At 73.3% G+C, this 16,302-nt stretch carries 14 protein-coding genes; 7 read left to right on the forward strand and 7 right to left on the reverse strand.

Going from position 1 to position 16,302, the window contains the following annotated elements; genetic code table 11:
- Positions 1–26: 26 nt before the first annotated feature.
- Entirely contained in the window at positions 27–1,397 is a 1,371-nt protein-coding gene (locus IF02_RS0124525) for a DUF3616 domain-containing protein (RefSeq protein WP_030160395.1), read from the forward strand.
- On the opposite strand, the gene IF02_RS0124530 is transcribed toward IF02_RS0124525, so the two are convergent.
- The gene (locus IF02_RS0124530; protein ID WP_078622296.1) at positions 1,384–2,331 is read right to left on the reverse strand and encodes a winged helix-turn-helix transcriptional regulator; all 948 of its coding nucleotides are present in this window, start codon (positions 2,329–2,331) and stop codon (positions 1,384–1,386) included. The two genes, IF02_RS0124525 and IF02_RS0124530, sit on opposite strands and share 14 nt — an antisense overlap.
- A gap of 85 nt (positions 2,332–2,416) precedes the next feature.
- Between IF02_RS0124530 and IF02_RS0124535 the strand changes: the two genes are divergently transcribed.
- Both IF02_RS0124535 and dapD read left to right on the forward strand, forming a co-directional pair.
- Positions 2,417–3,691, forward strand: coding sequence for an MFS transporter (locus tag IF02_RS0124535; RefSeq protein ID WP_030160399.1), 1,275 nt, complete (start codon positions 2,417–2,419; stop codon positions 3,689–3,691).
- A gap of 9 nt (positions 3,692–3,700) precedes the next feature.
- Positions 3,701–4,681, forward strand: coding sequence for a 2,3,4,5-tetrahydropyridine-2,6-dicarboxylate N-succinyltransferase (dapD, locus tag IF02_RS0124540; protein ID WP_030160401.1), 981 nt, complete (start codon positions 3,701–3,703; stop codon positions 4,679–4,681).
- A 141-nt stretch (positions 4,682–4,822) separates the two neighbouring features.
- On the opposite strand, the gene IF02_RS0124545 is transcribed toward dapD, so the two are convergent.
- Positions 4,823–5,095, reverse strand: a complete 273-nt coding sequence (locus tag IF02_RS0124545; protein WP_030160403.1) for a hypothetical protein — start codon at positions 5,093–5,095, stop codon at positions 4,823–4,825.
- A 251-nt stretch (positions 5,096–5,346) separates the two neighbouring features.
- Entirely contained in the window at positions 5,347–7,188 is a 1,842-nt protein-coding gene (locus tag IF02_RS0124550; protein WP_030160405.1) for an endonuclease/exonuclease/phosphatase family protein, read from the reverse strand.
- Positions 7,189–7,551: 363 nt separating this feature from the next.
- Here IF02_RS0124550 and IF02_RS0124555 point away from each other — a divergent pair, with 363 nt between their 5' ends.
- Complete coding sequence (locus IF02_RS0124555; RefSeq protein WP_030160407.1) at positions 7,552–9,081, forward strand: hypothetical protein; 1,530 nt, start codon at positions 7,552–7,554, stop codon at positions 9,079–9,081.
- 180 nt (positions 9,082–9,261) lie between these two features.
- Complete coding sequence (locus IF02_RS0124560; protein WP_030160409.1) at positions 9,262–10,701, forward strand: alkaline phosphatase PhoX; 1,440 nt, start codon at positions 9,262–9,264, stop codon at positions 10,699–10,701.
- A 36-nt stretch (positions 10,702–10,737) separates the two neighbouring features.
- Here the strand turns inward: IF02_RS0124560 and IF02_RS0124565 are convergent, their stop codons facing one another.
- From IF02_RS0124565 to IF02_RS0124580, 4 genes are all read right to left on the reverse strand, one after another.
- Positions 10,738–10,923: a hypothetical protein gene (locus IF02_RS0124565; protein ID WP_030160411.1), complete on the reverse strand. Its 186-nt coding sequence runs from the start codon at positions 10,921–10,923 to the stop codon at positions 10,738–10,740.
- Between the two features lie 112 nt (positions 10,924–11,035).
- Entirely contained in the window at positions 11,036–12,289 is a 1,254-nt protein-coding gene (locus IF02_RS0124570) for a TerD family protein (protein WP_030160413.1), read from the reverse strand.
- Between the two features lie 62 nt (positions 12,290–12,351).
- On the reverse strand, positions 12,352–12,573 hold the full coding sequence (locus IF02_RS0124575; RefSeq protein ID WP_030160415.1) for a hypothetical protein: 222 nt from the start codon (positions 12,571–12,573) through the stop codon (positions 12,352–12,354).
- 41 nt (positions 12,574–12,614) lie between these two features.
- A complete protein-coding gene (locus tag IF02_RS0124580; RefSeq protein ID WP_030160417.1) occupies positions 12,615–14,144 on the reverse strand; it encodes an aldehyde dehydrogenase (NADP(+)) in 1,530 nt (509 codons plus the stop codon).
- Positions 14,145–14,290: 146 nt separating this feature from the next.
- Here IF02_RS0124580 and IF02_RS0124585 point away from each other — a divergent pair, with 146 nt between their 5' ends.
- Both IF02_RS0124585 and IF02_RS0124590 read left to right on the forward strand, forming a co-directional pair.
- Entirely contained in the window at positions 14,291–15,148 is an 858-nt protein-coding gene (locus IF02_RS0124585) for an IclR family transcriptional regulator (RefSeq protein ID WP_078622297.1), read from the forward strand.
- 93 nt (positions 15,149–15,241) lie between these two features.
- Positions 15,242–16,258, forward strand: a complete 1,017-nt coding sequence (locus tag IF02_RS0124590; RefSeq protein ID WP_051696505.1) for a hypothetical protein — start codon at positions 15,242–15,244, stop codon at positions 16,256–16,258.
- Positions 16,259–16,302 lie beyond the last annotated feature (44 nt).

Raw genomic sequence — 16,302 nt, forward strand, 5'->3', positions numbered from 1 at the left:
GCTCGACCCATGGGGACGGGACACCGATGAAGAAGCAGCTTGGTATCGCAGGGATCGCGGCGCTGGTCGTCGCCGGGACGGTCACGGTGGCGCCGGCCCAGGCGGTGACGTACGGGACGCCGACCATCAGCCTGTCCGCGGCGTACCTGTCCGGCGCCGTCGGCGCGGTCGGGGACCCGGTGGTCGACGTGACCGTGGGGCAGAGCGGCGCCGACGTGTCCGCGCTGACGGTCAGCGCGTCCGCGTCGAGCAAGGCCTCGGTCGCCGGGACCGGCGACGTGACCGTCACCGGGACCGGGGCGGTGCGCCGGCTGGCCGTCGCCGCGCGCGGCCGCGGCTACACGAACCTCACCGTCAAGGTGACGGGGCTGGGCGGCAAGAGCGCCACCAAGACCCTGTCGTACGCCGCCTCCTCCGCCGTGCAGAACCCGGCCGACGCCCGCTACTTCACCGGCGCCTCCGACTCCTCGGCCGCCGTGGACGTCGGCGGCGGCTACACCGTCGTCGCCGACGACGAGAGCAACGTACTGCGCCTGTACGACCGTTCCCGCTCGGCGGCCCCGGTCCGGACCTGGGACTTCAGCTCGCAGCTCGGCGTCACCAAGGAGGTGGACATCGAGGGGGCGACCCTGATCGGGAACACGATCTACTGGACGGGCTCGCTCGGCAACAACAAGGACGGCGAGTACAAGGCGCCCCGGAACACGGTGTTCACCACCACCGTCAGCGGCTCCGGACCGGGTACGCAGCTCGCGTACGGGCGCTCGTACAAGAAGCTCCGCGACGACCTGGTGGCCTGGGACACGGCGAACGGGAACCGCTACGGTTTCGCGGCCGGCACGGCCGACGGCGAGGCGCCCAAGCAGATCGACGGCTTCAACGTGGAGGGGCTGGAGTTCGCGCCGGGCTCGGCCACCACCGCCTACCTGGGCTTCCGGGCCCCGCTGGCCCCGGCGGTGGCGGGCGGCAAGGCGCTGATCGTGCCGGTGACCAACTTCGACAAGGTGCTCTCCAGCGGCTCCAAGGCCACCTTCGGGGCGGGCATCGAGCTCGACCTCGGCGGCCTCGCCGTCCGCGACATCCGCAAGAACGCGGCGAACCAGTACCTGATCCTGGCCGGCTCCTGGGCCGCGGACGACAACTCGGACCCGTACGCGCTCTACCAGTGGGACGGCGTCGCCGGCCACGCCCCGGTCAAGCGGGCCGACCTGCCGACGACGGACCCGGGCGGCTGGGAGGCCATCGTGGACGTACCGGACCTGTCGGTGCCGGGTGCGCGGGTCCAGCTGATCACGGACAGCGGCTCGGCCGACCTGTACGGGGACGGCACCGAGGCCAAGGACCTGACGCACGCGGAATGGAAGAAGTCCCGCGCGGCCTGGTTCACGCTGAACTGACCCCCGAGCCCGTGCCGGCGCCGGTGCCCGTGCCGGCGCCGGTGCCCGTGCCGGCGCCGGTGCCGGCGTCGCGGACGGCGGTCAGCGCCGCCGCGACGCCGGCCTCGATGTCCTGGATCGGGTAGAACACCTCGCGCACCACGCGCCCCCGGTCCACCACCAGCGTCAACCGCTTCAGCCGGCTCACCCCCGCGGCCCGGAACGTCGGCAGCCGCAGCGCCGCCGTCAGTGACAGCTCCGCGTCCGAGAGCAGCGGGAACCGCAGCCCCTCCGCCTCCGCGAACTCCCGCTGCTCGTCCGGCCGCTGGGTCGACACCCCGTGCACCGTCGCCCCGGCCGCCGTGAACTCCGCCAGCTGGTCCCGGTACGTGCACGACTCGAACGTGCAGCCCCTGGCCCCCGGGATCCCCGCCCATCCCGGCGGGTAGGACTCGGCCCGGGCGTACGCGCCGGGGAAGCAGTACAGGACCGTGAACGGCGTGTCCGCCACCGGATCCCGGAGCTCCCCGAACCGGTCCGGCAGCACCAGCTCCGGCAGCCGCGTGCCGCGCAGCGCGTGCACCCGTTCCGCCTCCCGCGAGGACTCCTGCGTCGTCGCCGTCATTTCGCCTTCCCCCAGGACCCAGGTGTCTCCCCAGTCCTGGAGGGCCACCAGGACCGGCAGCAGCCCCCGCCCGCGCGGGGTCAGCCGGTATTCGTGCCGCACCGGGCGTTCCTGGTACGGCTCGCGCGTCAGCACCCCGGCTTCGACCAGCAGTTTCAGCCGCTCGGTCAGTACCTTCCGGGACACTCCCAGCTCGCGCTGGAACGCGTCGAAGCGGTGCACGCCGCGCGCGGCGTCGCGCACGATCAGCAGCGTCCACCAGTCGCCCACCACGTCGAGGGCCTGGGCGATGGCGCAGTCCGCGTCGTCGAGGTGCGTGCGCTGGGCCATGGGCACTCCTTTGTCCGTTGACCCAAGGCTGTCATGCTGACATAGTCCGTTCCCAAAGGGAACTCACTGCGATCCGGGGGCGGACATGGGAATGGCGCAGGGCTTCAAGGACGTGCCCAGAGTGGTGTGGCTGCTGGCGGCCGGGGTGTTCGTCAACGCCGTCGTCAGCTTCACCTTCGTCTTCGTCTTCCTGTACCTGACCGGCCCGCGCGGCCTCGGCGCCGCCCAGGCGGGCCTGGTCACCGGCATCGGCGGCATCGGCCTCGTCGCCGGGAACTTCACCGGCGGCTGGTACGGGGACCGCTTCGGCCACCGCCGCGTGCTGCTCGCCGCCTCCACCGCCGGCGGCCTCGCCCTGATGTCCTTCCCGCTGCTGTCCACCGCCGGGCTCTACGCGGCCCTGCCGCTGGCCCAGTACGCCTCCGGCGTGGTCCGGGCCGCCAACTCCGCGCTGGTCGCCGTCACCGTCCCCGAGGGGGCCCGCCGGCAGGCCTTCGCCGTCGTCCGCTGCGTCTCCAACGGCGGCTTCACCCTCGGCCCGCCCCTCGGAGCCCTGCTCGCGACCGGGCTCTCGTACGACTGGCTCTTCGTCGCCGACGGCCTCGGGACCCTCTTCTTCGCCCTCTGGACCGCGCGGGTCGTCCCGGCCCGCGGGGCCTCCCGCAGCGCCTCCCGTCCTGCCGCCGCGGCCCCGGACGGGGGTCTGGGCCGCGGCGTGTGGGAGGAGCTGCGGGCCCGGCCCGCCGTACTCGTCCTGCTCGGCGCGATCCTGGTGACCGACCTCGTCTACCGCCAGCAGTACTCGGCCTTCCCCGTCTACCTCGCCGACCACGGCCTCGACATCCGCGCCTTCGGCCTGGTCATCGCCCTCAACGGGGGCGTCATCCTGCTGCTGGAGCTCCCGGCCGCCGTCGCGCTGCGCGCCCGGCCGCCGCTGCCCGTCATCGGCACCGGGATCGTGCTCGTCGGGGCCGGGTACGCGGCGCTGCTGGCCGGGGCGGGGGTCGCCGGCGCCGTGGTGATGATGGTGCTGCTCAGCCTCGGCGAGATCCTGTACAAGACCACCGCGACCGCGTACGTCGCCGACCAGGCGCCCGAGCACGCCATCGGGCGGTTCCAGAGCCTGTACGCGGGGGTCTCGGTCAGCGGCGTCGTCCTCGGGCCACCGCTGGGCGGAGCCCTGTACGCGGCCGCCCCCGGGCTGCTGTGGCCGCTGTGCGCGGCGCTGGCGGCGGGCGCGGGCGGGGCGGTGCTGTACGTGTCACGGCGCGAGGCGCGGCGCGCCGAGCCGGTCGGGGCGCAACACGCGGCGCGACCGGCACATGAGACCGGTTCGCAACCTCGGGCCGTCGCCGGTTAGGTTTCGGACATGACTGCTACGCGTACCACCGGCGCCGTCGCCGCCGGACTTGCCACCATCGCCTCCGACGGCACCGTCCTCGACACCTGGTTCCCCGCCCCCGAGCTGGTCGCCGAGCCCGGCCCGGCCGGCACCGAGCGCCTCACCGCCGACCAGGCCGTGCAGCTCCTGGGGGCCGCCGCGGCCAAGGCGATCCGCCTGGACGCCGTCCGCGACGTCGAGGTCGTAGCCGTCCGTACCGTGATCTCCTCCCTGGAGGACAAGCCGCTGGACGCGCACGACGCGTACCTGCGCCTGCACCTGCTCAGCCACCGCCTGGTCAAGCCGCACGGCCAGAGCCTGGACGGCGTCTTCGGGCTGCTGGCCAACGTCGCCTGGACCTCGCTGGGCCCGGTCGCCGTGGAGCAGGTGGAGGCCGTACGGCTGAACGCGCGCGCCGAGGGCCTGTACCTCCAGGTCACCTCGATCGACAAGTTCCCGCGGATGACGGACTACGTCGCCCCCAAGGGCGTGCGCATCGCCGACGCGGACCGGGTCCGCCTGGGCGCGCACCTCGCCGAGGGCACCACCGTCATGCACGAGGGCTTCGTCAACTTCAACGCCGGCACCCTCGGCACCTCCATGATCGAGGGCCGCATCTCGGCGGGCGTCGTGGTCGGCGACGGCTCCGACATCGGTGGCGGCGCCTCCACGATGGGCACCCTCTCGGGCGGCGGCAAGCAGATCATCTCGATCGGCGAGCGCTGCCTGATCGGCGCCGAGGCGGGCGTGGGCATCGCGCTGGGCGACGAGTGCATCGTCGAGGCCGGCCTGTACGTGACCGCGGGCACCCGCGTCACCCTCCCGGACGGCCAGATCGTCAAGGCCCTGGAGCTCTCGGGCGCCAGCAACATCCTCTTCCGCCGCAACTCGGTCACGGGCACGGTCGAGGCCCGCCCGAACAACGCGGTCTGGGGCGGCCTGAACGAGGTCCTCCACTCCCACAACTGACGCCCCCGGGCCCCCGGCGGCCCCGGAACGGCCACGACGCCCTCATCACCCCGGCACGGGGCGGTGAGGGCGTCGTGCGCGTTCCGGACCTGGCCGACGGCCGGAACATCCTCCCGCCCCGAGCGCGGGAGGACGTGGGGTTCAGCGGAGGGCGATGCCGCGGATCAGGCCGGCGAAGGCCTCTTCCTCCGCCTCGGTCAGCTCGACCGACTCCATCGGGTGCGTGGCGGCGCTGCGCTGGGCCGGGATGGCCGGGACCGCCGCGATGCCCTCGTGGCCCTCGTACGCGCCTGGCTCCGGGTGGTGGAAGCGGGCGTCCCGCAGCATGTGCCCGAAGCCGAGCACCCACACGAGGGCGGCCACGAGCAGGACGGCCAGGCCGATTTCCTGGGCGAGGGAGATGGAGGGGAACACGCGGTCCTCCGGGGGATACGGGGGGACATGGGCGAGCGTGGGGCCACTCAACACCACAACCCGGGTCGAATGGGTGGTGATGTGGCGAGCGTCACGCCAGGGGCGAAAGTCCTGACTTACCTCGAACAATCCCCAACCGTCCCCCTGAGCGCCCCGCCGGTCCGCGCGGACCGGAGATCACGGCCCGAAGCGTGGCAGGGCCCCGGACGGGACGGCGTCCGGGGGCCCTGCCGGTCAGGGGCGCACCGCGGTTACGGGCGGAAGCGCAGCACCTGCGGGTCGTGGTCGCTGTTCTGCGCCGAGAACTCCGCGTTGATGTGCACGCTGTCGTACGTGAAGTTCTTGACCGCCGGGCTGGTCAGGATCTGGTCCAGCACCTGCGCGTTGCCCTGGTACACGTACGAGTAGCGCTCCGCCTTCGGCAGCGACTTGATCGCCGAGTACAGCGCCCCGCCGTCCTCCAGCGCCTGCGCGGTCGCCGAGAACTCGAAGTCGTTGATGTCGCCGACGGCGAGGACGCTCGCGTGCTTGTCGGCGGCCAGGAGCTGCTTGACGAAGCCGTTCACGGCCTGCGCCTGGAGCAGCCGCTTGGCCTCCGAGGAGCGCACCGGCGGCTGGTGGACCGAGGTCAGGCCCTCGTCGCCGCCCTTGGAGCCGAAGTGGTTGGCGATGACGAAGACCGTCTTGCCCTTGAAGACGAACTCGCCGGCCAGCGGCTTGCGGCTGTCGGCCCACGCCGGGTTCGCGGGGTCGATCCGGCCGGGGGAGTGGGTCAGGGCGGCCTTGCCGTCCACCTGCGTCACACCGGTCGGGGTCACCGAGTCGCCCGCCGCGCGGTCCGTGAAGGAGACGCGGGCCGGGTTGAACAGGAACACCTGGCGGATGTTGCCGCCGGGCTCGCCACCGTCCTTGTTGTTCTCCGGGTTGATGGTGCGCCACTGGTACGCCGGGCCGCCGGCCGCCGCGATCGCCGCCGTGAACTTCGTCAGCGTCTGCTCCGCGGACACCGTGCCGTCGTTCTTGGCGCCGTTGTCGTCCTGGATCTCCTCCAGGGCCAGGATGTCGGGCGAGGCGAGGTTCGCGACGACGGCCTTGGCCAGGTTGTCGAACTTCTCCTGGGGGTCGCTCGGGTCGAGGTTCTCCACGTTGTACGTGGCCACCGCGAGCTCGTTCGCCGCCTGCGCCTTGGTCTTCTCGGGGGCGAGGGTGCCCGCCTTGACCGTGCCGAGGGTGCGGGCCACCAGGGTGTAGCCGCCGAACTGGTTGAAGTCCAGCGGGCCCTCGGTGGTGCCGGTCAGCTTGTCGCCGACGTTGGCCACCGGGAAGGGCTGCTGCGCGAGGGGCGCCAGCTGCTGGATCTGGAGCCGGCCGGTGTTCTGGGACTCGTACGAGCCGTAGAGCGTGCCGCCGCGCTTGGCGGTGTTCTCCCAGCCCTTCACCGTGACCCACAGCTCCGCGTGCGGGTCGGTGGCGCCGACCACCCGCGAGGTGCCGATCTTCACGTTCATGCCCTCGAGGGACTCGTAGAAGTCCAGGGCGTAGCGCGAGGGCTCCAGGGCCAGGCCGTTGATGCTGCCGGCGGCGGCCGGGTCGCCGGCCGGGGCGTACTCGGCGGGCACGTTGTACTCGTTGATCGCGGTGGCCTCGGGCAGCGCGTTGCCCGAGGAGACCACGGTCACGGCCGGCTTGGAGATCTGGGTGACCGACTGGTTGCCGGAGGAGACGCCGCCGGGGATGTACTCGCCGACCAGGCCGGAGACCTTGACCGCGTCGCCGACGGCGACGGTCGGGGCGGAGCTGGTGAAGACGAAGACGCCCTCGCTGGTCGCGTCGTTGTCGTCGGCGTCCGGGTCCTGCATCCAGAAGCCGCGCGAGCCGTACGTGCGCACGCCCGTCACGATGCCGGTGACATCGGCGACCTGCTTGCCGTTGAGCGGCGATATGCGGGTGGTGCCCTGGATGTCGTGGATGCGTATCGGCTCGGCGGACACGGCGCCTTCGGCCGCGTCGGCGGTGCCCGCCAGCAGGCCGGTGGCCAGGGCGGTGGCGACGAGTGCCGAGACGGCGGCGGAACGGGGATGCGAGGAGCGCATGGTCAAGAACTCCGGTGTGTGGAAGACGAAAGCGAGAGGGTGTTGCGTGCGTTTGGCGGGATATACGCGGACGCCGTGCGGCCGGACCGCAGGCGATCCGCGGGAATCCCGGAGGTTCCCCATAGATCTACGCGCGTCAATTTCCTGTGTGACCAGGGAAGTTGTCAAGGCCTCCAGGGGATACGGCAGCTGACTGTGGGATGAACCAAAGGAGATGGCCCCCCGGGCGCGCCCGATATGCGTCTACGCTGGTGCGCCGGACGGCCGTCCCGCGACGGCCGGACCAGCGCCCCGGGGCAGCCGCACCACCGTCCCGCGGGGCCGTGCCCCATCGCCCCACCGCGTTCGCGAGGAGACCGCCCCATGTCCGCAGAGCCGCACCCCACGCTGCCGCCGGTACGGCTGCCCTCCGATGCGGAACTGGCCCGCGACGCCCTCGTCGCCCCGCTGTTCGCCCGCGCCGTACGGCTGGCCCGCTGGGCGGGACCGCACACCCGCGTGGACGCCGGCGGTGAACTCGCCGCCGCGCAGCTGCCCGAGGCCGCCGCCGCGCTGGGCTTCGACCCCGCCGACGAGGAAGGCCCGGTGCTCGCGAGCCAGGCCTGGCGGGTGGCCGTGGACACCGGCCTCGTCGACGTGGCCGATCCGGACGACGTCGAGGACGGGGACGGGGACGGGGACGAGGAGTCCGGTACCGCCGTACCCGGCGAGGACCTGGCCCTGGTGACCGGCGGCGCACCCGGCGAGGTGCTCGGCCTGTGGCTGGCGGCGCTGGACACCGTGCTCGCGGACGCGGCCGTGCCCGATCTGGACGACCTCGTCGACGCGTTGGACGCGGGCGGCGAGATCGACTTCGACCGGCTGGACTGGAACCCGAGCCGCGAGGCGGACTTCCTCGACGGGGTCCTCGCCAACCTCTACCTGCTCACCGTCTCCGAACACGGGGCCTCGGACGGGCCGATTCCGCTGCCGGTGCTCGCCGCCTCGATGGTCATCCCCGAAGACATGGGCGAGCCGACCGACGCCGTGCTCGAGCAGGTCTCGGACGCGATGATGCGCCTCGACGACCAGTTCCGGCAGCTGGAGCCGATCGGGCTCGTCGAGTTCCGGCCCGTGGACGAGGCGCTGATGGCGGAGGCGGACGACGAGGAGTTCGCCGCGGCCGGTTCTTCGGCCGGTTCCTCGGCCGGTTCGGCCCCCGGTTCGGACGCGGGCGAGGCCGACGACGAGGACGTCTCCCGGTACGGGCTGGTACGGCTGACCCCGCTCGGCCTGTACGGCATCCGCGCCCGCATGCTGGAGGCCGGGGTCACCGTCCCCGCCGTCGGCGAACTGGCCGACAAGGGCGCGGACGCCCTGCTCGACGCGGTCTCCGGATACCCCGAGGGCGCGGCCCAGGCCGAGATCGAGCAGTGGCTCGCCGGCCGCGAACTGCCCGACGCCGTAGCCGAACTGCTGGCCGCCGCCCGGGGCGCCGACGAGGGCGGTCCGCTGCGCCGACTGCGCTGCCAGCAGGCCCTCGCCCCGGCCGGTCCGGAAGCCGAGCAGGCGGTCCGCGCGGTGCTGGACGACCCGGAGCTCGGCGGGCTCGCCCGGGTCTGGCTCTCCGAGCGCGGGGTGGCCGACGTACCGGCGCCGGACGGGACCATGGTGTTCTGGCTGACCGTGGACACGATCGCGGCGCAGCTCGCGGCGGACGGGGACACGGAGGAACTGCCGCTGCTGATGCGGTCGCTGACCGAGCACCACGCGGGGTTCTTCGACCAGGTCTGGCGGGTGGACCACCCGGCGACGGCGTACGTGCTGGAGGCGATGGGCCGGATGCACCCGGACAAGAAGGCCGCCAAGGAGGCCCGCAAGGCGGCGTTCAAGGCCCGATCGCGCCAGACCTGACGACGCGGGCGGAGGGGGGCGGACGGGGGCCGGACGGGGGCCGGACGGGGGCGGCCGCCGGGACCGTCAGGGATCCGGCCCCCCTTCGCGGGTAGTTCAGCCGCTGTTCACGTGCGGACGGGAGCCTGTGCGCCGACGACCGCACGACAGGCGCACCACCTCCCCACCCCTGGAGACCCGATGCCGCTCAGCCGTAGAGACTTCACCGCCCGCACCGTCATCGCCGGCGCGGGAGTCGCGCTCACCGGGACGGTCGGCGCACTCGCCACCGCCCCGGGAGCGCTGGCGGCCGACGACAGCACCCGGCGCGACGAGCACGGCCGGCCCTGCGAGCCCGGCTACGGCCCGCTCCTCGCGGACCCGGCCGGACTGCTCGCCCTCCCCGCCGGATTCAGCTACCGCGTGATCACCCACAGCGGGGTCACCACCCTCGACTCGGGCGAGTCCACCCCGTCCAACCACGACGGCACGGCCGCCTTCGAGGGCCACCGCGGGGTCACCCTCCTCGTCAACAACCACGAGCTCAAGGGCAAGCGGGCGGACTGGGCGCACCCCGTCCCGCTCACCGAGGGCCTCGTCTACGACCCGGCCGCGGCCGGCGGCTGCACGGTCGTCGAGGTCCGGCGCGGCGGCGAGGTCGCCGAATGGGTGGGCATCGCCGGTACGTCCACCAACTGCGCGGGCGGGGCCACCCCCTGGGACACCTGGCTGACCTGCGAGGAGACCGAGGACCTCGCCGGCAAGAACGGTATGACCAAGGACCACGGCTACGTCTTCGAGGTCGACCCGCACGACCGCCGCGCCAACCGCGACCCGAAGCCGGTCAAGGCCTTCGGCCGGTACGCGCACGAGGCCGTGGTCATCGACCCGCGCCACGGCCACGCGTACCTGACCGAGGACGCCTCCGGCCCCAACGGGCTGCTCTACCGCTGGACCCCGCCGAGCGGCTTCCGCCACGGGCGCGGCAAGCTCCGTACCCTCGCGGCCGACGCCGGCGTGCTCGCCGCCGCCAAGTGCTTCGACAGCGCGGGCCGGTTCGTCGACGACCTCTCGCGCGCGACGAAGACCGGCACCGTCTACGGGGTCGACTGGGTGACCGTGCCGGACCGCGACGCGCGGACGGTGCCCGTGCGCAAGCAGTTCGGGGAGGGCGCGGTGACCCGCGCCCGCAAGCTGGAGGGCATGTGGTGGGCCGACGGGGGCACGTACTTCGTCTCCTCGTACGCCCGTGAGGAGAGCCCGGGCGCGGCCCACGACGGCCAGGTGTGGTTCTACGACCCGAAGCGGCGCACGATCCGGCTGACGGTGGTGCTCGGGGTGAACGCCGACCCGGCCCAGGACGGCTCCTTCGACGGCCCCGACAACATCACGGTCTCCCCCTACGGCGGCCTGGTCATCGCGGAGGACGGCAGCGGCCTGCAGCACCTGTTCGGCGCGACCGAGTCGGGGCGTACGTACCCGCTGGCGCGCAACGAGCTGAACATGGGGACGGCGGAGGAGCCGGAGTACTCCGAGTTCACCGGTGTCTGCTTCTCCCCGGACGGGCGCACGCTGTTCGCCAACATCCAGGACCCGGGCATCATGCTGGCCATCACCGGGCCTTGGCGCCGCGCGCACTGACGCCCGGTTTCACGATCGACGGCTGCGCCGCCGCCCTCACTGGGCGGCGGCGACCTCGGCGACATCGGTGCGGCTGGCGGCGGCCCATTCCTCCAGGAGGAACTCATACGCCTCGGAGGGCCACTCGTCGTCCACCCGGGTCTCGACGAGGTGCCGTATCGCCTCGTTCGCCTCTGCGGCGGACGGGCGGGCGGGACCCGCGGGCCGGAGTGTGCTGTACATGCTTTCAAGGCTACGGGCGGGCACTGACAGTCACCCACCGATTAAGGGTGGAATCCATCACCTCGACCCTCCGGCCGACGGTCACGGTCGCTCCATGTGCCCGCCCACCTGCTCAGAGTGTCTGCGAGCCGGGCTTGACCATCCCGCGCACTGTGCGGGACTTCACAAACTCTCCGATGGCCGTCATCTCCCATTCGCCCGAGAACTGGCGAATCAGTTTGGCCATCATGACCCCGGTCTGCGGTTCGGCACCGGTGAGGTCGAAGCGCACCAGCTCCTCCCCGCTCGCCGCGTCGATCAGGCGGCAGTAGGCCTTGGCGACCTCGGTGAACTTCTGGCCGGAGAAGGAGTTGACGGTGAAGACCAGGCCCGTGGCCTCGGCGGGCAGCCGCCCGAGGTCCACGACGATCACCTCGTCGTCCCCGGCGCCCTCGCCGGTGAGGTTGTCGCCCGAGTGCTTGATGGCGCCGCCCAGGATGGACAGCTTGCCGAAGTAGCAGCTGTCGATGTGGTTGCGCTGCGGGCCGTAGGCGATCACGGAGGCGTCGAGGTCGATGTCCCGGCCGCGGAACGCCGGCTCCCAGCCCAGGCCCATCTTCACCTGGGAGAGCAGCGGGCGGCCGTTCTTGACGAGGGACACGGTCTGGTTCTTCTGGAGGCTGACCCGGCCCTTGTCGAGGTTGATCTTCCCGGTGCCGGGCGCGGCGGCCGGGGCGGCTGCCGGGGCGGCGGTGGGGGCGGTCGGCGGGGCCGCGGGGAACGACGGGGTCGTCGGGGCGCTCGGCGTTCTCGGAGCGCTCGGCGTACTCGGCCAGGACGAAGGGGAAGGCGCGGCCGGGGCCTGCGGGGCGGCCGCGGGCGGCGGGGTGGGCTCCTCGTCCACGGAGACCCCGAAGTCCGTCGCGATCCCGGCGAGGCCGTTCGCGTACCCCTGGCCGACCGCGCGCACCTTCCACACGCCGCCGCGCTGGTAGACCTCGACGACCACGAGCGCGGTCTCGGCGCCCAGCTGCGGCGGGGTGAAGGAGGCGATCACCGCGCCGGTCTCGGCGTGCCGCACGGTGGCGGTGGGCTCGATGCCCTGGAACGTCTGACCGGCGGCGTCGGGGCTGGCCGTGACCACGATCCGCTCGATGCCCGGCGGCAGGGCGCCCGTGTCCACGGTGATCGAGTCCGGCGCCGCCCCGCCGCCGGACCGGTAGCTGACACCGGGCCCGGACGGCTGGTTGTAGAAGATGAAGTCGGCGTCGGAACGCACCTTGCCGTCCGCCGCGAGGAGCAGCCCCGACACGTCGAGCCGCACCGGGGCAGCCACGTCCACCGTCACACGGACGGTGTTGAGCGGCAGGTTGGAACCTGGGGTCATAGCGGTCATGCCCGGAGAACGACCGGAGGTGCTTTGCCGTTCCCTTACCCTCGCGGCAGATTTCAGCGCCGGTTGCGGGGGTGGTTCTTCGCCGCCCGCTCGTTGCCGAACTTGTACGCGCCCGTCCAGCGGGCCATCACGAGCTGCGCGTCGCCGGACTCCACCTCGGCGAGGAACTTCTCGGCCCGGCCGCCGCGCAGGGTGCCCGCTGCCCGCCCCCGGTGCGTGATGACCACGCTCCCGTCGGCGCGCTGTTCGTACGTGAATCCGTGAGGTCTCGGCATGTCCGGCAGCCTGCCCCGGGCGGCCGGGGCGGGCAACGGATTTACGGGGCGGGGGGCGTGACCCGGCGCGGCAGGCCCAGCGGGTTCGCCTCGCGCAGCTCCGCCGGAAGCAGCGGGTCCGGCACCGACTGGTAGACCACCGGCCGCAGCCAGCGCTCGACGGCCGTGCCGCCGACCGAGGTCGAGTGCGAGGTCGCCGCCGGGTACGGGCCGCCGTGGTGCTGGGCCGGGGCCACCGCGACCCCGGTCGGCCAGCCGTTGACCAGGATCCGCCCGGCCAGCGCCGTGACCTGCGCGATCAGCTCCGCCGCCGGGCCCGGGCCGCCGTCGGCCTCGGCCGCCGAGAGCTGGAGCGTGGCGCTCAGGTTCCCGGGGAGCCGGCCGAGCACCGACCCGGCTTCGCCCTGGTCCGCGTACCGTACGACCACGGTCACCGGTCCGAAGCACTCCTCCAGCAGCACCTCGTACGCGCCGCCCTCCAGCAGGCTCCCGGCCGGCACGGTCAGGTACCCCGCGCCGACGGTGTGCTCGCCGCCGGAGCCGGGGGTGACGGGCGCGGAGACGCCGGGCAGCGCGGCCCGCTCGCGTACGCCGGAGATGAAGTTCTCCCGCATCCGGTGGTCGAGCAGGACACCCGGCTCGGTCTCGCCGAGCGCCTTCGTCAGCGCGCCGGTGAGCCGGTCGCCGTCCGCGCCCTCGGGGACCAGGACCAGGCCCGGCTTGACGCAGAACTGGCCGACCCCGAGGGTGACCGAGCCCGCGAGTCCGGCGGCGATCTCCTCGGCGCGCTCGGCGGCGGCCGCGGGCGTGACCACGACGGGGTTGAGGGAGCCGAGTTCGCCGTGGAACGGGATGGGCACGGGCCGGGCGGCGGCCGCGTCGAACAGCGCCCGGCCGCCCCGGATGGAACCGGTGAATCCGGCGGCGGAGACGAGCGGGTGGCGGATCAGCTCCAGGCCCGCGTCGAACCCGTGGACGACGGCGACCACTTCGGCGGGCAGCCCGGCCGCCACGGCCGCCCGGCGCAGCAGCGAGGCGCACAGCTCGGAGGTGGCGGGGTGGTCGGGGTGCGCCTTGACGACCACCGGGCAGCCGGCGGCCAGCGCGCTCGCGGTGTCCCCGCCGGGGACGGAGAACGCGAGGGGGAAGTTGGAGGCGGCGTAGACCGCGACCACGCCCAGCGGCACCTTGTAGCGGCGCAGCTCGGGGCGCGGCGGGACGGCGCCGGGATCGGGGCGGTCGATGCGGATGTCGAGGTACGCGCCCTCGTCCACGGCGTCGGCGAAGGCCCGCAGCTGGCCGGTGGTACGGGCGAGTTCGCCGGTGAGCCGGCCGGGCCCGAGGGCGGTCTCGGCGTCGGCGGCCTCGATCACGTGGGCCGCGGCCTCGTCGAGCAGCCCGGCGGCCGCGCGCAGGAAGGCCGCGCGGGCGGTGCGGTCGGCGAGGGCGGCGCGGGCCGCGTGGGCGGCGCGTACGGCCTCGTCCACCTCGCCGGACGTGGCTTCGACGGCAACTTGTTCGCGCTGCTTCCCGGTGCGGGGGTCCACACTCCAGACTGGTGTTGCTGCCATGGCGCACTGCCTCCTGGATCTCGCTGACCCGCGCGGTGGCGTTCAGTATTCTGAACGCCGTTCCGATGGATGGATGATCACATCCGTTCCGGACTCTATTTCCGGGTCTTCCGCGTTGACAAGGGACAAGAGGGGCAAGAAGGCGAATGACCACTGGTGAACCGGGCGGATCCGGCGCGCGATCGGAGGGGTCCGAGGGGTCTGAGGGGGCCGAGGGGTCCGAGGGGGCTGAAGAGTCCCAGGGTCCGGGAGCGCCGGCGGCCGTCAAATCGGCCGTCCGTACGGTCCTGTTGCTGGAGCACTTCGCGGCGCGGCCCGGACTGCACAGCCTGGCCGACATCCAGCACGACCTCTCGCTGCCCAAGTCCAGCCTCTACATGCTGCTGCGCACCCTGGTGAACCTGGGGTGGGTGGAGACGGACGCGACGGGCACGCGGTACGGCATCGGCGTACGGGCCCTGCTGGTCGGCAGCTCGTACATCGACGGGGACGAGGTCGTCGCCGCGGCCCGCCCGACCCTGGACCGGCTCTCGGACGACACGACCGAGACCATCCACCTGGCCCGGAGGGACGGCACGAGCGTGGTCTACCTGGCCACCCGCCCGTCCCAGCACTACCTGCGGCCGTTCACGCGGGTCGGCCGGCGGCTGCCCGTGCACTCGACCGCGCTGGGCAAGGCGCTGCTGGCGACCCACTCCGACGAGGAGGTGCGGGCGCTGCTGCCGCGGCGGCTGGAGGCGGTCACCGAGCACACGATCACCGACCGGGAGCGGCTCGTGGAGGAGCTGGCGCTGGTACGGGAGCAGGGTTACGCGGTGGACCGGGAGGAGAACACGCTCGGGCTGCGCTGCTTCGGGGTCGCGGTGCCGTACCGGACGCCGGCCCGGGACGCGGTGAGCTGCTCGGTGCCGGTGGCCCGGCTGACGGCGGACCACGAACAGCGGATCAAGGCGTCGCTGTTCGAGGCGCGGGACCGGCTGTCGGTGGCGACCCGGCGCATGTGAGGCGGCGGACGGGGAGGTTCCTCCCCCGGGCGGGGGAGGCGGATCCCCTTTGCGGGGGAGGTGGCGGGGCGGCGGAGACGGGACCGTTGAGGCATGACCACGCAAGCGGTGAACACGGACGAGACGGCGGGCACGAACGAGACGGCGGGCACGGACGCGGCGCAGTCGACGGGCGCCGGCCCGGGCACCGGGCGCAGGATCCTGGGGGCGGCGGCTCTGGCCGCCACCGTGCCGTACCTGTGCCTCAAGGGCGCCTGGGTGGCGGGGAGCCGCATCGGGATACCGGACGGCAGCGTGCTGCTGGGACCCGGGATGTTCTTCAAGGTGGCGAACGCCGTCACGCTGGTCATGGACGCGGCCGTCATCGTGCTCGTGCTGGTGTTCACCCGGCCCTGGGGCAGACGGGTGCCGTCATGGCTGCTGACCCTTCCGGTGTTCCTCGCCACCGGACTGCTCGTGCCGATCGTCGTGGCCTTCCCCGGCCAACTCCTCGTGAGGGCGGTGGGGCTGGGGCCGGACGCGGCCGCGCAGGCGGCCAGGGAGCCCTTCCTCGACCCCTGGGTGTTCAACGTCGTGTACGGGGGTTTCATCGTGCAGGCCATGGCCCTGGCCGCGCTGTTCGTCCCTTACGCGCGGCAGCGCTGGGGCGGTCTGTGGCAGGGCGTCCAGGGGGAGCGGCTCCCGTCACCCACGGGGGTGGTGGCGGGAGCCGCGGCGGCGCTGGCCGTGGTCGTGGCAGTGGTGGAGTTCACCTGGGCCTTCGGGGGTACGGCCGGGCTCAGCCCGTCGCAGATCGCGCAGTTCAACCCCGAAACGGGCGTGGTGTTCGCCACCTACGGGATGTGCACGCTGGTCGCCGGGGCGGGAGCCGTGAACCTGGCCCGGGGCGGGGCCCGGCCGGCCCGGTGGGCGCTGGCCGTCGCGTGGACCGGGGCGGCGGCCGCGGCGAGTTGGGGGCTGTGGCTCCTGATCTCCTGCGCGGGCACCGTCGATCCCGCGAAGGCGGTCACCACCGGGATGGTCCTGACCTACGCTGGTCAAATGATCACCGGCCTGCTCGCCGCAGCCGTCCTGGTCCGGTTCCTCGCCTCACGCCGCCGCCCTGCGTGACAGGGAGCGGCGCGAGCGTGGAGAGGGCGGAGAGGGCCGAGGGG

The organism is Streptomyces sp. NRRL S-244, from assembly GCF_000717915.1.
GTDB lineage: Bacteria > Actinomycetota > Actinomycetes > Streptomycetales > Streptomycetaceae > Streptomyces.

Bases quoted from the DNA above. Each gene is read 5' to 3' on its own strand.
- IF02_RS0124525 (WP_030160395.1), top strand. From the start codon at position 27: ATGAAGAAGCAGCTTGGTATCGCAGGGATCGCGGCGCTGGTCGTCGCC.
- IF02_RS0124530 (WP_078622296.1), bottom strand. From the start codon at position 2,331: ATGGCCCAGCGCACGCACCTCGACGACGCGGACTGCGCCATCGCCCAG.
- IF02_RS0124535 (WP_030160399.1), top strand. From the start codon at position 2,417: ATGGGAATGGCGCAGGGCTTCAAGGACGTGCCCAGAGTGGTGTGGCTG.
- dapD (WP_030160401.1), top strand. From the start codon at position 3,701: ATGACTGCTACGCGTACCACCGGCGCCGTCGCCGCCGGACTTGCCACC.
- IF02_RS0124550 (WP_030160405.1), bottom strand. From the start codon at position 7,188: ATGCGCTCCTCGCATCCCCGTTCCGCCGCCGTCTCGGCACTCGTCGCC.
- IF02_RS0124555 (WP_030160407.1), top strand. From the start codon at position 7,552: ATGTCCGCAGAGCCGCACCCCACGCTGCCGCCGGTACGGCTGCCCTCC.
- IF02_RS0124560 (WP_030160409.1), top strand. From the start codon at position 9,262: ATGCCGCTCAGCCGTAGAGACTTCACCGCCCGCACCGTCATCGCCGGC.
- IF02_RS0124565 (WP_030160411.1), bottom strand. From the start codon at position 10,923: ATGTACAGCACACTCCGGCCCGCGGGTCCCGCCCGCCCGTCCGCCGCA.
- IF02_RS0124570 (WP_030160413.1), bottom strand. From the start codon at position 12,289: ATGACCCCAGGTTCCAACCTGCCGCTCAACACCGTCCGTGTGACGGTG.
- IF02_RS0124575 (WP_030160415.1), bottom strand. From the start codon at position 12,573: ATGCCGAGACCTCACGGATTCACGTACGAACAGCGCGCCGACGGGAGC.
- IF02_RS0124580 (WP_030160417.1), bottom strand. From the start codon at position 14,144: ATGGCAGCAACACCAGTCTGGAGTGTGGACCCCCGCACCGGGAAGCAG.
- IF02_RS0124585 (WP_078622297.1), top strand. From the start codon at position 14,291: ATGACCACTGGTGAACCGGGCGGATCCGGCGCGCGATCGGAGGGGTCC.
- IF02_RS0124590 (WP_051696505.1), top strand. From the start codon at position 15,242: ATGACCACGCAAGCGGTGAACACGGACGAGACGGCGGGCACGAACGAG.